Here is a 17,006-nt window from a genome sequence, read left to right on the forward strand (position 1 = left end):
AGGATGGGAGCGGTCCTGGGCCTGCTGCTCGCGGCCTGTGGGGACAAGGACGTGGTGGCGGACGTGGGCGGCACGGCGCTGAAGCGCGCGGACGTGGCGTGGTTCTGGGAGACGCGGGACCGCGACGCGACGCCGGAGCAGGCGCTGGACGCGCTGGTGGACCGGGCGCTGCTGGCCGAGGGCGCCACCCGGGCGGGCCTGCTGGACGACCCGGCGGTGGCGGCGAGGGTGGAGGCCGCGCGGCGAGAGGTGCTGGCCAACGCGTACCTGGACAAGGTGGCCGCGGAGTCCGGCACCGAGGACGCGCTCCGGCAGCGGTACGAGAAGGAGAAGGAGTCCCTGTCGCGCCGGCAGGTGCACGTGGCGCACCTGGTGGTGCGACTGCCAGCGGAAGCGGACGCGAGGGCGAGGACGGAGGCCCGGGCGCGCATCAACCTGCTGTACGCGCGCGTGCAGGGCGGCGAGGACTTCGCGGCCGTGGCGCGCGAGGCGTCCGAGGACACCGCCACCGGCGAGAAGGGCGGAGACCTGGGGCCGGTGCGGGAGGGACAGGTGGACCCGCGCTTCTTCGGCGCGGTGGTGGAACTGAAGCAGGGCGAGCTGTCGAAGCCGTTCGAGACGGCCTTCGGACTCCACGTGGCGAGGGCGCTGGAGGCGCCGGCCACGGTGGTGCCCACGTTCCAGGAGGTCCGGGGCGAGCTCGCGGCGCGGGCGCGGAATGAGGCCGCGAAGGCGCTGGAAGAGCAGCTGCGGAGCAACATCTCGGTGAAGCGTCATCCCGAGCGTCTGCGCGAGCTGGCCGGTCCGGCCAGGTCCAAGGGGGAGGAGTCCGAATGAACCGGGGGATTCGCGCGACGGCGCTCTGGGGAGCGCTCCTGCTGACAGTCATCACGGGCTGCCCGAAGGACCCGGTACCGCCGGTGGTGACGTTCAGCGGCGTCGAGGAAGGGGCGCACCGCAACGTGCCCGTGGCGGTGAACTTCACCGTCACCGATGCGGACCCGCCCGAGGGCTCGGTGACGTCCACGCTGGACGGGCAGCCCTACTCCAGTGGCGCGGTCATCTCTTCGGAGGGCGCGCACACCGTGGAGGTGGTCGCGCGCAACGAAGCCGGCACCGAGACGGTGGCGCGGCGGAGCTTCACGCTCGACTTCACGCCTCCGGCCGTCAGCTTCAGTGGCTTCGTGGAGGGGGCGCACGTCGAGGCTCCCGTGACGCCCGTCTTCAGTGCCACGGACACCCACCTCCAGCAGGTGGAGGCCACGCTCGACGGCCAGCCCTTCACCTCGGGCACCGCCGTCTCCGCGGAGGGCGCGCACCTGCTCTCCGTGACGGCGCGCGACCTGGCGGGCAACGCGACCGCGGCGGCAGGCCACTTCACCATCGACACCCAGGCGCCGGCTCTGGTGGTGACGGGCGTGGAGGCGGACCGGCACTACCGACTGCCCGTCTCCCCTGGCTTCAGCGCAACGGATGCGAACCCGGTCACCGTCGCGGCCATGCTCGACGGAGCGGCCTTCACCTCGGGAACGGAGGTCTCCGCCGAGGGCGAGCACACGCTGGTCATCACGGCGGTGGATGCGGTGGGCCACACGGCCACGCGCACGGTGCGCTTCGTGCTGGACCTGACGGTGCCGGTCATCCACCTCTCCGGCCTGCCGGCCGGGCCGCTCGTCAACCACGCGGTGACGCCGGTGTGGACCGTCACCGAGGCGCATCCGCTCCGGACGGAGGCGAAGCTGGATGGCCAGGACGTCGTCTCCGGCACGGCCATCTCCGCGCCGGGGGCCCACACGCTGGTCGTCTCCGCATGGGACGAGGCCGGCAACACGTCCAGCCAGACGGCCACCTTCACCCTCGACACCGTGGCGCCGGTCATCACGGTGACGGGTGTTGCTGACGGGCAGCGCCGCAACACGCCCGCCACGGTGTCCTGGACGGTGCAGGAGGAGCACCCGGGCACGGCGGGCGCGACGCTGGACGGGCAGCCCTTCGAGAGTGGCGGCGTGGTGTCGGCGCCGGGGCCGCACACGCTGGTGGTGACCGCGCGGGACGGCGCGGGCAACGAGGCTGCGGTGACGCGCGCCTTCGTCATCGACACGGCGCTTCCGACGGTGACGGTGGAGGCTCCGGCGGACGGCCTGGTGACGGGCGCGGCCGACGTGGCGCTGGTGGTGGCGGCGAGCGACGACGGCCCGCTGGCCGACGTGCGGGTGGGCGGCGTGTCGATGACGCGCGGGGCGGCCGGGAAGTACCGCCACACGCTCCCGCTGATGGAGGGCGGCAATGCCTTCACGGTGGAGGCGCTCGACGCCGCGGGCAACTCCGCGTCGGCGGTGGTCCAGGTGGTGCGGGACTCGGAGGCGCCGCTGCTGGTGGTGACGTCGCCGGAAGACGGCGCCGTCGTCACGGCGCCCACGGTGACGGTGTCGGGCACGGTGACGGACGCGACGGCGGTGACGCTCACCCTCGGCGGTGGCCCGGTGACGCTGGGCGCGGGTGGCGCCTTCTCCGTGACGCAGGCCTTGCAGCAGGGGGACAACACGGTGGTGCTGGTCGCCACGGACGCGGCGGGCCACCAGACGACGGTGAGCCGTGCGGTGCGGCGGGCCGGCAATCCGCCGTCGCTGGTGGTGACGGACCCGCCGGACGACTACGCCTTCCCGGAGGCGTTCGTCACGGTGCGCGGCGAGGTCTCGTCGGCCGAGGCGGGAGACGTCCCCGCCGTGACGGTGGATGGGAATGCGGCGGTCGTGGATGCGCGCGGCCGCTTCGCGTACACGCTGGAAGTCCCCGTGGGGCCGAGGACCGTGTCGGTGGTGGCGGTGGACCGCTACGGCCAGTCCACGGAGAAGTCGCTGCGGCTGCTGCGGCTGGGCACGGAGCCGGACGCCGGGACGGGCACGGACGCCGGCAGTCCCGGGACGGATGCGGGAGTGCCGGGGACGGACGCGGGCGTGCCCCAGGCCGACGCGGGCGGGCCAGCGCAGGAGCCCGCGCCCGTGCTGGTGGTGGAGTCGCCGTCGGACGGCACCGTGGTGGGCGGCATGCGCTTCGCGGTGATGGGGCGCGTGGAGGGCGGCGCGCTGCCGTTGCAGGTGACGGTGAACGGGCTCGCGGCGACAGTCTCCACGCGGAGCTTCAGTGCGTCGCTGGCGCTGCTCGAGGGCTCGCGGCAGGTGGACATCCACGTGAGGGATGCGCTGGGACGCACCGACTCTGCCTCGCGAAGCGTGGTGGTGGACCGGACCGCGCCCTACCTCGAAATTACCCGGCCGACGACCAACCCCGCCCAGGTGACGGAGAGCCCCTACCTGCTCACGGGCACGGTGGGTGACGCCAACCTGGCGGGCGTGACGGTGCAGGGCGTGCCGGTGCCCGTGGTTGCCGGTGGCTTCTCGGCGCCGGTGTCGCTGGTGGCCGGCGACAACGCCATCTCCGTGGAGGCGGTGGACCTGGCGGGCAACCGTCGCTCGCTGGTGCAGCACCTCGTCATCGACAGCGTGCCCCCGGTCGTCTCCATCCTCGAGCCGGTGGATGGCACGGAGGCGGAGGACGCCATCGTCGACGTCAGCGTGCGCGTGACGGGCGGCTCGGGTGAACTGGACGTCCGCATTGGCACCGGCGCGGCGACGCGCGGCGCGGGAGGCCTCTACACGGCGCAGGTGCCGCTGTCGCTCGGGGAGAACGTCATCCTCGTGACGGCCACGGACGCGCAGGGCCTCACGGGCTCGGCGAGCGTGAGGGTGCGCTTCCGAGACGTCACCCAGGAGCCGCTGGCGGTGACGGGCGCGGACCCGGCGCCGGGCGCGGAGGACGTGGACACGGCGGCGCTGGTGAGCGTCTCGTTCAACAAGCCGGTGCGGCCGGAGGACGTGCCGGGCCATCTCGAGGTGTGGGCGCGCGGCGCGAAGCTGGCTGGTGGCTACTCGGTGGCCCCCGGCGCACAGACGGCGACCTTCGTGGCGAAGGACCCGCTGCCCGAGGGCGAGCGCGTCACCGTGCGAGTGGCCGGCGTGCGCGCGGCCGCGGGGCCGGACATGGCTGCGCCCTACGCCAGCGAGTTCACCGTGCGCCGGCCGATGACGGTGGTGCGCGGTGTGGTGATGGACGACGGGCTGCGGCCGCTGCCCGGGGTGAAGGTGGAGGTGGAAGGGCAGGCGCTGAGCACGCTCACGGGGCCGGACGGCAACTGGGCGCTGGTGGGCGTGCGGGGCGGCGGGCCGGTGGTGGTGCGCTACGAGGGCGGCACCACGTCGGACGGGAGGACGCTGCCGGTGGTGCGCCGCCAGCTCTTCGTCGCGGCCGAGCAGGAGACGGTGGACAAGCGGCTGACGCTCGTCGCGGTGGACGCCGCGTCGGCGCAGGTCGTGGACGGGGCCTCGGGCGGCGTGGTGACCCTCGGGGGCGCCCACGGCCCGCTGCGGCTGGAGGTGGCCGAGGGCGGCCTCTCCTTCGCGAACGGCACCACGCGGGGCTTTCTCACCGCGACGGAGATTCCGACGGTCCACCGCCCGGTGCCCGTCGAGGACAAGGTGTCGGTGGACGCGCTGTGGCAGCTCGGCCCGGAGCAGGTGCGGTTCCTCAAGCCTGTCTCGCTGACGCTGCCCAACCGTACCCGGCTTGCCGCAGGGCGCATGGTGGTGCTGCTGGGCTTCGACGAGCGGCGCCTGTCGCTCAAGCGCGTGGGGCTGGCGCACGTGCGCGCGGACGGCGAGGCCATCGTCGCGGACGCCCCGGTGCCCGCGGGCTCGCTGGAGTTCCTTGGCTACATGGCGCTGACGCCCGAGCAGCAGGGCAAGCTGGAGGAGGTGCTCGCCGCTGCGGGCGGCGCGACGGGCGGCGCGGCGACGGACGGCGGCCTGGGGCTGTTGCGGCTTCCGGTGAAGGCGCGGGAGCCCTCGCTGTGGGAGCGCGTGAAGGACGTCGTCATCGCCAGCGCGCATGCGGACATCGGCAACGCGCTGCTGTCGATGTGGGCGGTGATGGACAGCTTCCTGCCCGGCATCTCCTACGTCTCGGGACAGGTGCGCTCGCCGCGCGAGCACCAGACGACGCTCGAGATGGGGCTGCCGGACCTGGTGTCGAACTTCGAGGTGGAGGTCCCCTACACGCTCCCGGTCGACTTCGAGGCGCGCTACGAGACCAACGGCGCCGCGAGCGCGAGCGAGAGCGTCGTCGCCACGCTGTCCGCGGTGGGCCCCTCCGGCGGGCCGATTGCACCGAAGCCCTATGAGACCTGGAGGAATGAGGGACAGGGCAGGGCGTCCATCGAGTCCGAGGTGTCCCTCTCGTTCGGGACCTCGACGCTGCTGCTCTCGGGCAAGACGCGCTACGACACGCGCGCCATCCGCCTGACGGCGACGCTGGAGCCCATCATCCCCGACGCGGGAGGGCCTCCCACGAAGGCGCGGTTGACGGTGCGCAAGGAGCCCGACAGCACGGACACCGAGGACCCGTTCCACGGCGTGGTGCGCTTCAAGAACCTGCCCGTCAGCGTCAGCAGCTACGTCGACACGGGGGGCATGACGGACGACAAGGGCATGTTCCGCTCGATGGTCGTCATTCCCGGGCCGGACACCACGGGGATTGCCTGCGCGGACATCCCGCTGGGGCCTCGCTTCGACTCGAAGACCGACCTGTTCGGCAACCCCTACGTCGTCGCGGTGAACACCACGTACCCCGTGTGCTCGCGCAGCTTCCTCATGTACCCGAACGGGTACTCGTGGGCGGACGTGCTCGTGGACGTCCGGCTGCTGTACGGCAACCTCACCTTCAGGAACAAGGACGGCCAGCAGGTGCCGGCCACGTGCAGGAGCGGCTCGGAGACGAAGCGAGACCCGGAGACGGGCGAACTGCAGTCCCTCTCCGAGGAGGACTCGGCGACCACCGAGGTCCACTTCTTCCGCGAGGATGACCTCGTGCACCCCGTGGCCCGGTACGCGGTGACGCGGCCGCTGACGATGGAGTGCGGGGACCCGGACCATCCGCCCACCGGCGTGCATGGCCAGTACTCACGCGTGCGGCTGGGGCCCTCCCACTACTCGAACGACGCGACGCGCGCGCGCTGCCTCCAGTTGTCAGGCCAGGCGGGGCCGCTCTCGCCGGAGGACGAGTCCTTCTACCGGCTGGAGTGCGGCCCCATGGCGGGTTCGTTCCTGCGGCTGGGGGCGGGAGAGCGGTTGGTGGTGTTCGCGGTGAACCACGCCACCGGCTACTCCGGGATGAAGACGGTGACGGTGCCCTCCATCAACCGCGACGTGCGCGCGCCGGACGGCACCTGCCCCCAGGACGCGGCCGCGGGTGGGCCGCTGGAGGTGAGGGAGGGCAGCCAGACGTACAGCATGTCCCGCTGCTCGCGGGCGGAGCTGGGCATCCCCGGGGACATCGACCTGTACCCGCCGGAAATCGACGTGCGCGTGAAGCGCCAGGCCCGCTCCGAGGGCCTGCAGCGCGGTGACGAGCCGAGGCACCTCATCCGCACGGGCGGCGCGGGCACCACGCGCGACGACTACCTCCAGGTCACCACGCACTGGCGGGTGCGCCGCGCCGCCGTCCCCGTGGTGGCCCCCACGGACGGCGGCCTCCCGGACACCTGGGAGCGGGAGGAAGCGGACTGCGAGAAGGGCCGGCTGCCGGACGGCGGCGTGTGCAAGCCGAGCGCCATCACCGACGATGACGCCGACGCGGGGACGCTGCTGGAGATGTACTGCTCCGAGCTGGCGCCGGGCGCTTCCCGCAAGCAGTGGGAGACGTGTCTGAGGGACGCCATGCAGCTCGCCGACGTGCCCCGGGGCGTGCCGCCGCTGGCGGGCCAGCTTGTCCGCGTGACGGGCACCACGGTGGAGCAGCCGGCGGTGAAGGTCTTCGAGGTGGCGCCGGGGCTCAACACCGTGAACGTGCAGGCCTCGCTGCGCCGGGTGAATGCGAGCGGGCAGCAGCAGACGCTCAACAACCTGACGCGCGCGAACTACTACCTCCACGTGGTGGGCAACCGCCTGCTGGACCGTGACACGAACGGCGACGGCTACGTGGACGCGAAGGAGAGCCGGGCCCGGCCGCCGAACTTCGAGGAGCCCACCTCCGGCAACGACAACCCTCCGGGGCTGCCGGCGCAGGCCTTCTTCCTGAAGAACGTCTTCAAGCGCTACGACGCGCGGGGCGCGCTGGTGGACCAGTACGACGTGAAGCGCGAGCACGAGTTCCGCATCCTGGACCTGGAGCCCCGACGGCTCATCGCGACGCAGGACGAAGCGACGAGGGACTTGCGGCAGACGGACCCCATCGCCCAGGCGAGGGACCTGTCGTACCAGTTCCTCGCGGGCCTGCTGGCGCCGCAGGAGCCGGGCCGCGCGGGCACGCTCAGCGGCGACTACCGGGTGCGGCTGGGCACCGACGAGTTCGGCATCGACTGTCCGTTCACCCTCGACGAGGTGAACCACACCATCACCGCGAACTGCGGTGGCGAATACGTCGGCGACATCCTGAGTGCCAGCGACGTCCTCTACCTCGAGCTGTACCTGAGCGGAAACGCGGAGAACGTCCTCTACCGCTTCAACCTCCAGGGCCTGGCGCCCCGCAAGGACTACGTGGCGTCTTCGGCCGCGTACACCATGGACGCGGCGATGCTGCAGGACGACCCGAGCACCGGCAAGCCGGCTGTCGGCCGGCCGGTGTCGCAGCCCTCGACGGCCAGCTTCTACGTGGACCCCACGGAGGTCACCTCCGGGACGCTGAGGCTGTGCACCAACCCCATCTGCGCGCCGTCGAACACGGCCCTCCTGAAGGAGGTGTCGCTCTCCCTCCAGCCGGATGGCGCCTACGCGGTGCAGGATGCGGGGAACGGCCTCATCAAGCAGAAGCTCTTCCAGGCGAAGCGCAGCTCGAACACGGGCGCGCGGCGCTTCCGGCTGCCGCTGCCTCCGCACCTGACGGGCATGGCCGGCTCCACGCATGACCCCGTCCCGGTGTACCTGGTGCTGGACACGGTGCTGCCCGTGAAGGACCACCGGGTCATGGAGTTGGGCCGGCCGCAGGGCTCCCTCAACGGGGCCAACGCGCGGGCGGTGGGACAGGAGACGGTGGCGGGCGTCAACGTGGCGGACGGGCACCTGTCCTTCGAGCACGTGGACTTCGCGCTGCCCTTCCTCAAGGGCGAGTTCGCCTTCAAGCGCGTCTACAACAACCAGGACAACTTCCCGACGCCCCTGGGCGTGGGCTGGCGGCACAACTTCGACGGCTGGCTCCTGGAAGAGCGGGTGGGGCGCTACATCGCGGTGGTGGGCGGGCAGGGCTTCGTCTTCCCCGACTGCGCCGCGGAGCCGAAGGACTCGTCGCTCTACGGGAACACCGCGGGCACGGACCCCTGCAAGGAGACGGACGGGGCGCATGGCTTCGAATTGCGCGTCGAAGCGCCCATGGACTCCAGCGGGGCCTCCGACAGGCTGACGCTGAAGACGGAAGGGGGCTGGACGTTCGAGTTCAACCGCCCGGCGAAGGGGCCTCGCGAGGAGGGCCACCGCCGCTGGATGCTGACGCGCTTCTCGGACAGCCACGGGCGGGACGGCGGCGACCTGGGCTGGACGAAGCTGGAGTACGAGCCGGACTCGGAGCGGCTGTGGAAGGTGACGCAGGCGGCGGAGGCGGGGACGGTGTCGCTCGCCTTCACGTACGAGGACGTGGACACGGAGGCCACGGATCTGCCGGAGGCCATCCGCATCCTGGCGCGCGCCCGGGGCTTCAAGTGGATGCGCACCGCGACGCTGACGGGCGGCGCGGGCGGCGGCTACTCGCTGCGCTTCGAGCAGGACCGCAAGGGCAACCTCACCCGCGTGGAGCGCTCGCCGGGCCTGCCCTACCAGTCCTACGAGTATGACTACCTGCCGGTGGCCTCCACGCTGAAGGACGACGAGAAGTGGGAGGCCGTCAACGAGCTGGCCGCGACGCGCGTCATCTACGGCAACTCGCCCGCCTCGAGCGGGCCGGTGCACTGGCGGGCCTCGTACGAGCGCTCCGCGAGCAGCGCCCCGTACCAGCACGTCAAGGCCCACGAGATGGTCACCTCCGTGTCGACCACGGGGATGCAGGGCGCGAAGGTGGCCATCGCCTACAGCGGAGCGCGGTCGCGGTCGGTGACGTGGCCGGACGGCGTCAAGGCGACGCTGTCGCTGAACGACTTCGGCAACGTGGGAAGCTCCGAGGTGACTCCGGGCAGCGCGTCGACGACGGCCTGGGGAAGCGACACGCGGGGCGGGAAGGTCGTCGCCAATCAGCAGACCTCGGCCGCCGGCCGCGCGCTGGCGATGGATTCCTCCACGCGGCTGGTGCTTCAGGAGGTGTCGCTGGTGGGGGCGCCCGCGGGCAGCAAGCCCGTGGAGGGGCTCGGGGGCACCGGGTCGCTGGTGCGGCACGTCCTGGACTCGCGCTTCGGCGTGCCGGCCAGCTCCGTCACGCAGGTGGGCGGCGCGCAGGCAACGGTGGAGAACCCCCGGAACGACGCGGGCGACCTGCTGGGCCTCAAGGTGTCCGCCCCCGGCGGTACGCGCGAGGTCTTCAAGGACGCGCGGTACACGGCGGACGGCCTGCTCAAGGGCTACACGGACGCGCAGGGCCGCGAGGTGGTGCTGAGCAACTTCAGCGCGCTCGGCCAGCCCCAGCGGATGACGCTGCAGCTCGCGGCGGCCACCTCGGGCCTGTCCTTCCTCACGCGCACGCTCTCGTATGACACGTACGGGCGGCTGGTGCGCACGGAGGACATGGAGACGGGGAGCTTCGAGTCCTTCACCCATGACGGCGTGGGCCGGGTGCTGACGCACGTCCGCTCGGGCACGCCACAGGAGTCGTGGACGTACACGTACACGGACCAGGACAACGCGCTGACGGTGACGGAGGTGCTGGCCAAGGCGTCCGCCGGCACCACGCGCAACCACGAGCGGACCCGGCAGTACGTGGACGGGCTGCTGACGGAGGAGTCGTCCTACGTGGGCGAGCCCGCGGCGCTGAGCAAGCGCCAGTCCACGTACACGAACGGGCGCCTGACGAGCACCCTGGACGAGAGCGGGAACACCCACGTCTACCAGTACGACGCGGCAGGAAGGGTCGAGCAGGTGAAGGTGGGCAGTGCGCTCGAGATGGCGTACGCGCGGGACGCCGACGGCAACCCGTACTCCGTCACGGACCACCTGGGCCGCGTGACGACCCTCGGCTACGACAGCCTGGGACGCCCCGTCTTCTGGGACTGGGGGGACGGCGACACGCTGGAGATGAAGCTGGACGTGCAGGGCAACCCGGTGAGCCGGAAGGTGGGCGGCTCGGGGCAGCACACGGTGCTGATGACGTCGCTGGACGCGCTGGGCAACCCCCAGGCGATGAACAGCGAGGGCTCGAAGGGTGGCGTGCACGAGGTGCGCGCGTACGACGGGGCGGGGCGACTGGCGCGCAGGGAAGACCAGGAACTGGGGCTCGTCGAGACGTACCAGTACGGCGACGTGCTGGGCCGGACGACGCAGGTGGAGCGGAAGGTGCGCTCCGGGAGCGCGACGCTCACCTGGAAGGAGACGCGCACGTACCTGGACCCGCAGCACCGCGTGAGGGTGGAGCGTTCCATCGACACCGGGACGGCGACGCGCACCGAGCAGGAGACGCTGACGCTCGACACCGCAGGGCGCACGCTGAGCGTGGCGCGCCAGGTGGACGGCCACGCCGCCGAGGAGACGTTCGAGTACACCGAGCGGGGCCAGGTGTGGCGGCACGAGTCCGCCACGGGCGCCGTCACGCAGCGCCTCTATGACCCGCAGGGCACGCTGACCAGGGTGGAGGACCCGGACCACCACCTCACCACCTTCGAGCTGGACACCGCCGGCCGGGTGCACGTGGAGAAGGGCCCGCACCCGGGCTACCAGTGCACCTACGGGTACGACGCGCTGGGCCGGCTGGCCTCGAAGACGGTGGCCTCGAGTGGGGGCACGCCTGGAGTTTCGTCTGTCTACGAGTACCTGCCCGCGACGAAGCAGGTGCGCGAGACGATGGACCCGGGCGATGGGCGCACCGTCGTCACCACGCGCCGGTTCAACGCGCGGGACAGGCTGCTGAGCGAGGAGGTGCAGGGGACGGGCGGCACGCTGGAGAAGACAGTGGTGCTCGAAGGGCCGTGGGAGAAGTCCATCACGGTCCGCGAGGGCTCCGACTGGGTGTCGAGCACCGTCTGGCCTTCACGTGACGACCTGGGCCGCGCGCTGGAGAAGGTGGAGTCGTGGTCGGCCCGCGGGCAGTCGTACCGCTACGAGACGACGACGGCGTGGAACAAGCGCCAGGCGAGCATCACCACGAGCGACCAGGCGGGAGGTGTGAGCCAGTCGCGGACCACGCAGCTGGAGGTGGACTCGCTCGGCAACGTGGTGGAGCGGACGCGCGACGGCAAGACGGATGTCTGGGGCTACGACGCGGCGGGCGTGCTGGCCCGGGAGAAGCCCGCGGGCATCAGCGAGACGACGTATGCCTATTCCGAGGGGCTGCTGAAGCGGAGCACCTTTGGCGGCGAGGACACCGACTACACCTACGACCTGGACGGCAGGCTCAAGACGCGCACGGGGCCCGACGGGCGCCAGCTCCAGCTCGACTACGGGCCACGCGGCCTGGTGCTGGAGGAGCGCTTCGGTCGGCCTCAAGACTTCCAGGCCACGGGCTATACGTACGACGCCAACGGCGCCCTGCTGTCGGTGACGGAGGGGGCGGGGGGCCCGGATGCCCAGACGAAGACCTTCACCCGTGGCGCGCGAGGCGAGCTGCTGCAAGTCCTGCAGCCGGGCGCGGGCACCTTCACGTATGCCCATGACGGCCTGCTGCGGCTCAAGAGCGTGACGCGTCCCCCGGGCGGCGTCGCGAACGAGTCGTTCGAGTACGACTTCCTGGGACGGCAGACCCTGCGCAAGCGGGGCACGGCGAGCTGGCAGACCCAGTGGACGGGTGGCGTGGGCCGACAGACGGACGGCAACGACGACGCCATCGAGTCGCTGATGGACGGGCGCGGGCGCCTGGCGCGGGTGGAGTACCAGCCGGGCGCGGCGAGCGAGGCGTACACGCGGCTCACCCAGGTGACGTATGCGTATACGGCGGAGGACCAGCCGTGGAAGGTGACGGAGCAGCAGGGCCTGGCGAATGTGGAGACCACGTTCACGTACGACGCGCGGCGCCTGCTGCGGAGCGTGGACCGTGACGGCGACGTCGTCTCGTTCACCCATACGGACAGCGGCCAGCGGAAGACGGTGGCGAGCGCCGCCGGGACGGTGACGTACGGCCATGACGGCAAGGGCCGGCTGTCGAGCATCACCAGTCCGGCGGGGAGCATGGGGGTGGAGTGGGAGCAGGGAGGCGAGCGGCTCGCGGCGGTGACGGGCGCGGGCCTGACGGAGCGTCGCTGCTACGACGACCGGGGGCGGCTGACCCAGGTCGTCAACGCCAGGGCAACCGCGGCCTGTGACGGCACGGGTGCTGTGACAGGGCTGCACAGCCGCTTCGACTACACATACGACGAGCGCGGCAACCGGCTGCGCGAGACGTATCGGGACGGCCTGCTCACCGCGGACGAGGTGACGGCCTACGGCTATGACGCCGCCGACCGGCTGACGGGCGTCCGCTACCCGGATGGGGTGGCGCAGCTCTACAAGCTCACCGGCGACGGCACGCGGGAGGAGGAGAAGGAGTTCGCGAACTACTCCGGGCCGCTGGGGCCCTCGGGCTTCGGCGGGGCCTCCCCGCGGAGGTACTGGCGCTACGGGCTGGACGCGCGCGGTGGGCTGGAAGGCATCTACGACGAGCTCCACGCCGGGCAGCGCATCGCGACGTACGTGACGGACAAGGTGGGCCGGCTCACGTCGGAGCAGACGCCGAGCGGCCGCAAGGACTACGGCTGGGACGCCGCGGGCCGGCTCACGCACGTGTCAGTGCAGCCGGCGGTGTCTGGCGGAGGCGGGGGCAACGTCACGGCGGAGTACACGTACGGCTGGGACGGGCTGCGCCGCAGCCGCACGGTGGCGGGCCAGACGACGCGCTGGCTCTGGGCCGGAGCCTCGCTGGCCGAGGAGCGGCTGCCCGGCCAGGACGCGCTGCTCTACGCGCAGGGGCCCGGGATGACAGTCTCGGTGGGCTCGGGCCGCATCGCGCACGACGGCGCTGGCAGCGCGGTGGGACGCGTCATGGGCGCGTCGGGCAAGTGGCATCGGTATGACGCGTGGGGTGGGTACCGCAAGAGCGAGACGCACTGGACGGTGCCGGGCTCGGCGGAGGCGAGCCTGGGCTTCACGGGCCATGCGTTCGACGCGGAGGCGGGGCTGACGTACGCGCAGCAGCGCTGGTACGCGCCGCAGCTGGGGCGCTTCCTGAGCGAGGACCCACTCTTTGGTGATGAAGCGAGCCCCGCGAGCCTGAACCGGTGGGGATACGGCAACGGCAATCCCACGCGTTACGTGGACCGGGACGGGCGCATCGCATTCGTTCCGCTGCTCATCTACGCGGGGCTGACGGCGGTCATCGGCACCGAGGCCCACGTCATCTACCAGGAGGCGGCCGAGGGCGCGGGGAGCAGCAAGCCCATCGAATGGGGCAGGGCGACGACGTTCGGCGGTGCCGCGGGGGCGACGGTGCTCTCTGGTGGCCTCTTCGGCGTGGGCGCGACGGCGGGCGGCATGGCGCTTGGCGGCGGCTTCGACGTGGCCTCGCAGATGATCATGCAGGGCCGCTCCCTGGGTGATTTGAATCTGGAGTCTGCCTTTGCGATGGGCGGCTACGGCTCACTGCTCGGAGGCGGGCTGGCCGCCGGAATGAAGAGCTCGGTCGCGGCGGTGCGCCTGGGAACGGGCGCCACGGCGACCGGCCTCAACGTCATGGGCATGGTGGCCGGTCAGGAACATGCTCGCCAGGGGAGGCTGAATGGCAATCTGGCCCAACAGATCTTCGGCACCGCGGAGTTCATGTTGGGTGGGGTGGGGGCGCTCGCTTCGGCGGGGTTCACGACCCACACCGCGCTCGAGATGGCGGGGCTGGAGGTCTACTCGAAGGGGCTGGGCTCGAACCTTGGCAACATGGGGTTCCGGAAGGGCTCGGACCCTGCTCAGGCGAAGGGGCCTGGCGCGCCCCAGCCCAAGCCTGTTGATCCCGCGAAGGTCGCCGCCGCGCTCGAGAAGTTCGCCAGCGATGAGTACCCCAACTTCCTCTATCGCGGGGTGTCCGCGAAACACCCTGAAATCGAGTCCGCCCGTCAGGGCATTGCTCGCCCGGGAGACGTCAACGGAACTGTCACCGCGGAGGAGCACAACATGGGTGGCGTCGCAGATGTCAGTCCATACACGTCATGGGCACGTACCCCCAGGATTGCGATGGACAATGCCGTGAAGGATGGGTCCGGAGGAGTGATTCTCCGGGTCCGGACCGGCGCACCTCCACCCGAGGCGAAGTGGCGTTGGGTGTGGTCTCCCGACGAGTGGGGTGAGGGTGAGATGCTTCTCCATGGCATCAGGGAAGGCATCGACGTGACCCACATCGAGTGATGCTTCCGGAGCGCGGGAAGCGCGCGACAACTCCCACGGCCGCTTCGCGTGGGAGTTGTTGCGTGCTCACTCGAGAATGATCCGGCTACCCCGCTGAGCCAGTGACGCCTTCTGCGTACAGCCGCTTGTGCTCACGAATCTCCTGGAGCCGGAACGCTCCCGGAGCCGCGGCCACGGGCTCGGGCGCATCCGCGGGCAGCTTCATCAGCCGCTCGTACTCCTCGATGGAGACGCGCTCGCGCTTCGCCAGCACCGACGCCAGGTCCGCGCGCGCCATCCGCTCCGCGGCCTTCTCGCCAACGACACCCGAGTAGAACTCCGCCATGCAGCCGCTGCCGTACGACAGCAGGCCAATCCGCTGCCCCGCGAGCTGCGCGCCCTCGCGCTGCATCAAGCCCGCGAGCGCCAGGTACAGCGACGCCGTGTACACGTTGCCGATGCGCGCGTTCAGCCCCAGCGACGAGGCCACCTGCGCGTCGTAGCTCGCCTGCGACTTCGCGACCTCGTCGCGCGCCTCAGGCGTCCCGGGGCCCGGGCCCACCGCGTCCTCCAGGTCACACAGCCGCAGTTGCGCGTGCGCCTTGCGCGCCATCTTGCAGAAGGGCACGTGGTAGGCGATGCGCGCGAGCTGCTCGCCCGGCATCGTCCCCGACCAGCGCACCAGCCCCGCCGCCACGGCCTTCTCGCGCCAGCCGCGGTACGCGCCGGACAGCGCCTCCAGGTAGCAGTTGATGGAGTAGTGCCCGTCCACCAGCGCCTCCCGGCGGCCCACGGGCCTCCAGAAGTCATACACGTCCATCGTGCACACGCCGTTGAGGCCCACGTCCAGCGCCAGCAAGTCCGGCTGCTCGGAGACGAGCAGCGCCACCGCGCCGCCGCCCTGCGTGGGCTCGCCCGCGGTGTTCAGCCCGTACCGGGCGATGTCCGAGCACACGACGATGGCCACCTTGCCCGCGCCCGCGCCGGAGGCAATCCACTCCGTCGCCGCCATCAGCCCCGCCGTGCCGCCGTAGCACGCGTGCTGCGTGTCGTAGGTGCGCATGGTGCGGGGCAGCTTCAGCAGGCCCTGGACGTGCGAGGCCACGGGCTTCGAGTGGTCGATGCCCGTCTCCGTGCCCACCACCAGCATGCCGATGCGGGAGGGGTCCACGTCCTGCTGCTTGATGAGCCGCGCGGCCGCGGAGGCCGCCAGCGCCACGGTGTCCTCGCCGGGGTCCGTGACGGCCATCTCCTTCGCGCCCAGGCCCGAGGTGAACTTCGCCGGGTCCACCCCGCGCGCCCGCGCCAGGTCCTCGATGTCCACGTACCGGGACGGCACCGCCACCGCCAACGCTTCGATTCCCACGCGTTTCTTCATGGCACTCCTCGCTTCCGCTCCGTGCTCCGAATCCCTGTCACTCGAGTCGCCAACGCCCCGCTCACGCCTCGGGCGGCACCAGCACCAGCCGGCCCGCCACCTCGCGGTTCTCCAACCGGAAGTGCGCCCGCGCCGCCTCCGCCAGCGGCACCTTGTCCGTGACGTACTGGCGCACGCCGCCCGTGGCGGTCAGCCGCAGCGCCTCGTCCAGCTCCTGCTGGTTGGTGGCGTACGCGCCGAGAATCTCCAGCTCCTTGACGATGACGAGCCCCGGGTTGAGCTGCACCAGCCCCGACTCCAGGTTGCCCACCACCACCACGCGGCCGCCGGGCGCCATGGACTTGAGCGTCTGGTCGAAGGTGGCGCTGCCCACGATTTCCACCGCAACGTCCACGCCCGCGCCCTTGGTGCGCTTGCGCACGTCCGCCGCGAAGTCCAGCCCGCGCGCGAGGATGACCTCGTCCGCGCCCGCGTCCTTCAGCGCCTGCACCTTTGCTTCGCCGGACGTCACCGCGATGACGCGCGCCCCGTCCAGCTTCGCGAGCTGCACCGAGGACAGGCCCACGCCGCCGCTGGCGCCGGTAATCAGCACCGTCTCGCCCGCGCGGACCTTCGCCCGCGTGCGCACCGTGTGCACCGCCGTGCCCGTGGTGCAGCACACCGTGGCGGCCTCGGCCCAGGGCAGGGACGCCGGGACCCGGCCCAGTCCGGCGACGGGCGCCACCATGAACTGCGCGTAGCCGCCCGGCAGCTCCTCGCCGAAGAAGCGGTTGTCGTTCTTGCACAGGCTGTTGCGGCCGCTCTTGCACAGCGCGCACTCGCCGCAGGACAGCCGCTGCAGCGTGGCGGCGCGGTCTCCCGTCTTCCAGTTCGGCGTGTCCGGGCCCACCTCCACCACCTCGCCGGCCGCCTCGTGGCCGAGGATGGCGGGCACGCTGGTGCGCGGCAGGTTGCCCCGGCGGTTGATGACGTCGTGGTAGCAGACGCCGCACGCGTGGACCTTCAGGAGCACCTCTCCGCGCCCGGGACGGGGCACGGGGACGGTCTCCATCTTCAGATTCCCTGCCTCACCAAAGCTGCGCAGAACGACGGCCTTCATTCCCATG

At 71.7% G+C, this 17,006-nt stretch carries 4 protein-coding genes; 2 read left to right on the forward strand and 2 right to left on the reverse strand.

Translation table 11 applies throughout. The annotated features are described in order from the left end of the window. The first annotated feature begins 3 nt into the window (after positions 1 to 3). Positions 4 to 837 (forward strand): peptidylprolyl isomerase, encoded by an 834-nt coding sequence (locus OV427_RS41935; RefSeq protein ID WP_267861836.1) that lies wholly within the window; start codon positions 4 to 6, stop codon positions 835 to 837. Beyond that, positions 834 to 14,543: an RHS repeat-associated core domain-containing protein gene (locus OV427_RS41940; protein ID WP_267861837.1), complete on the forward strand. Its 13,710-nt coding sequence runs from the start codon at positions 834 to 836 to the stop codon at positions 14,541 to 14,543. Before OV427_RS41935 ends, OV427_RS41940 begins: the two co-directional genes overlap by 4 nt. A gap of 85 nt (positions 14,544 to 14,628) precedes the next feature. Here OV427_RS41940 and OV427_RS41945 read toward each other — a convergent pair whose 3' ends face one another. Both OV427_RS41945 and OV427_RS41950 read right to left on the reverse strand, forming a co-directional pair. After that, the gene (locus OV427_RS41945; protein WP_267861838.1) at positions 14,629 to 15,900 is read right to left on the reverse strand and encodes a hydroxymethylglutaryl-CoA synthase family protein; all 1,272 of its coding nucleotides are present in this window, start codon (positions 15,898 to 15,900) and stop codon (positions 14,629 to 14,631) included. 61 nt (positions 15,901 to 15,961) lie between these two features. Then, entirely contained in the window at positions 15,962 to 16,999 is a 1,038-nt protein-coding gene (locus OV427_RS41950) for an alcohol dehydrogenase catalytic domain-containing protein (RefSeq protein ID WP_267861839.1), read from the reverse strand. Positions 17,000 to 17,006 lie beyond the last annotated feature (7 nt).

Source organism: Pyxidicoccus sp. MSG2, from assembly GCF_026626705.1.
Taxonomy (GTDB): Bacteria; Myxococcota; Myxococcia; order Myxococcales; family Myxococcaceae; genus Myxococcus.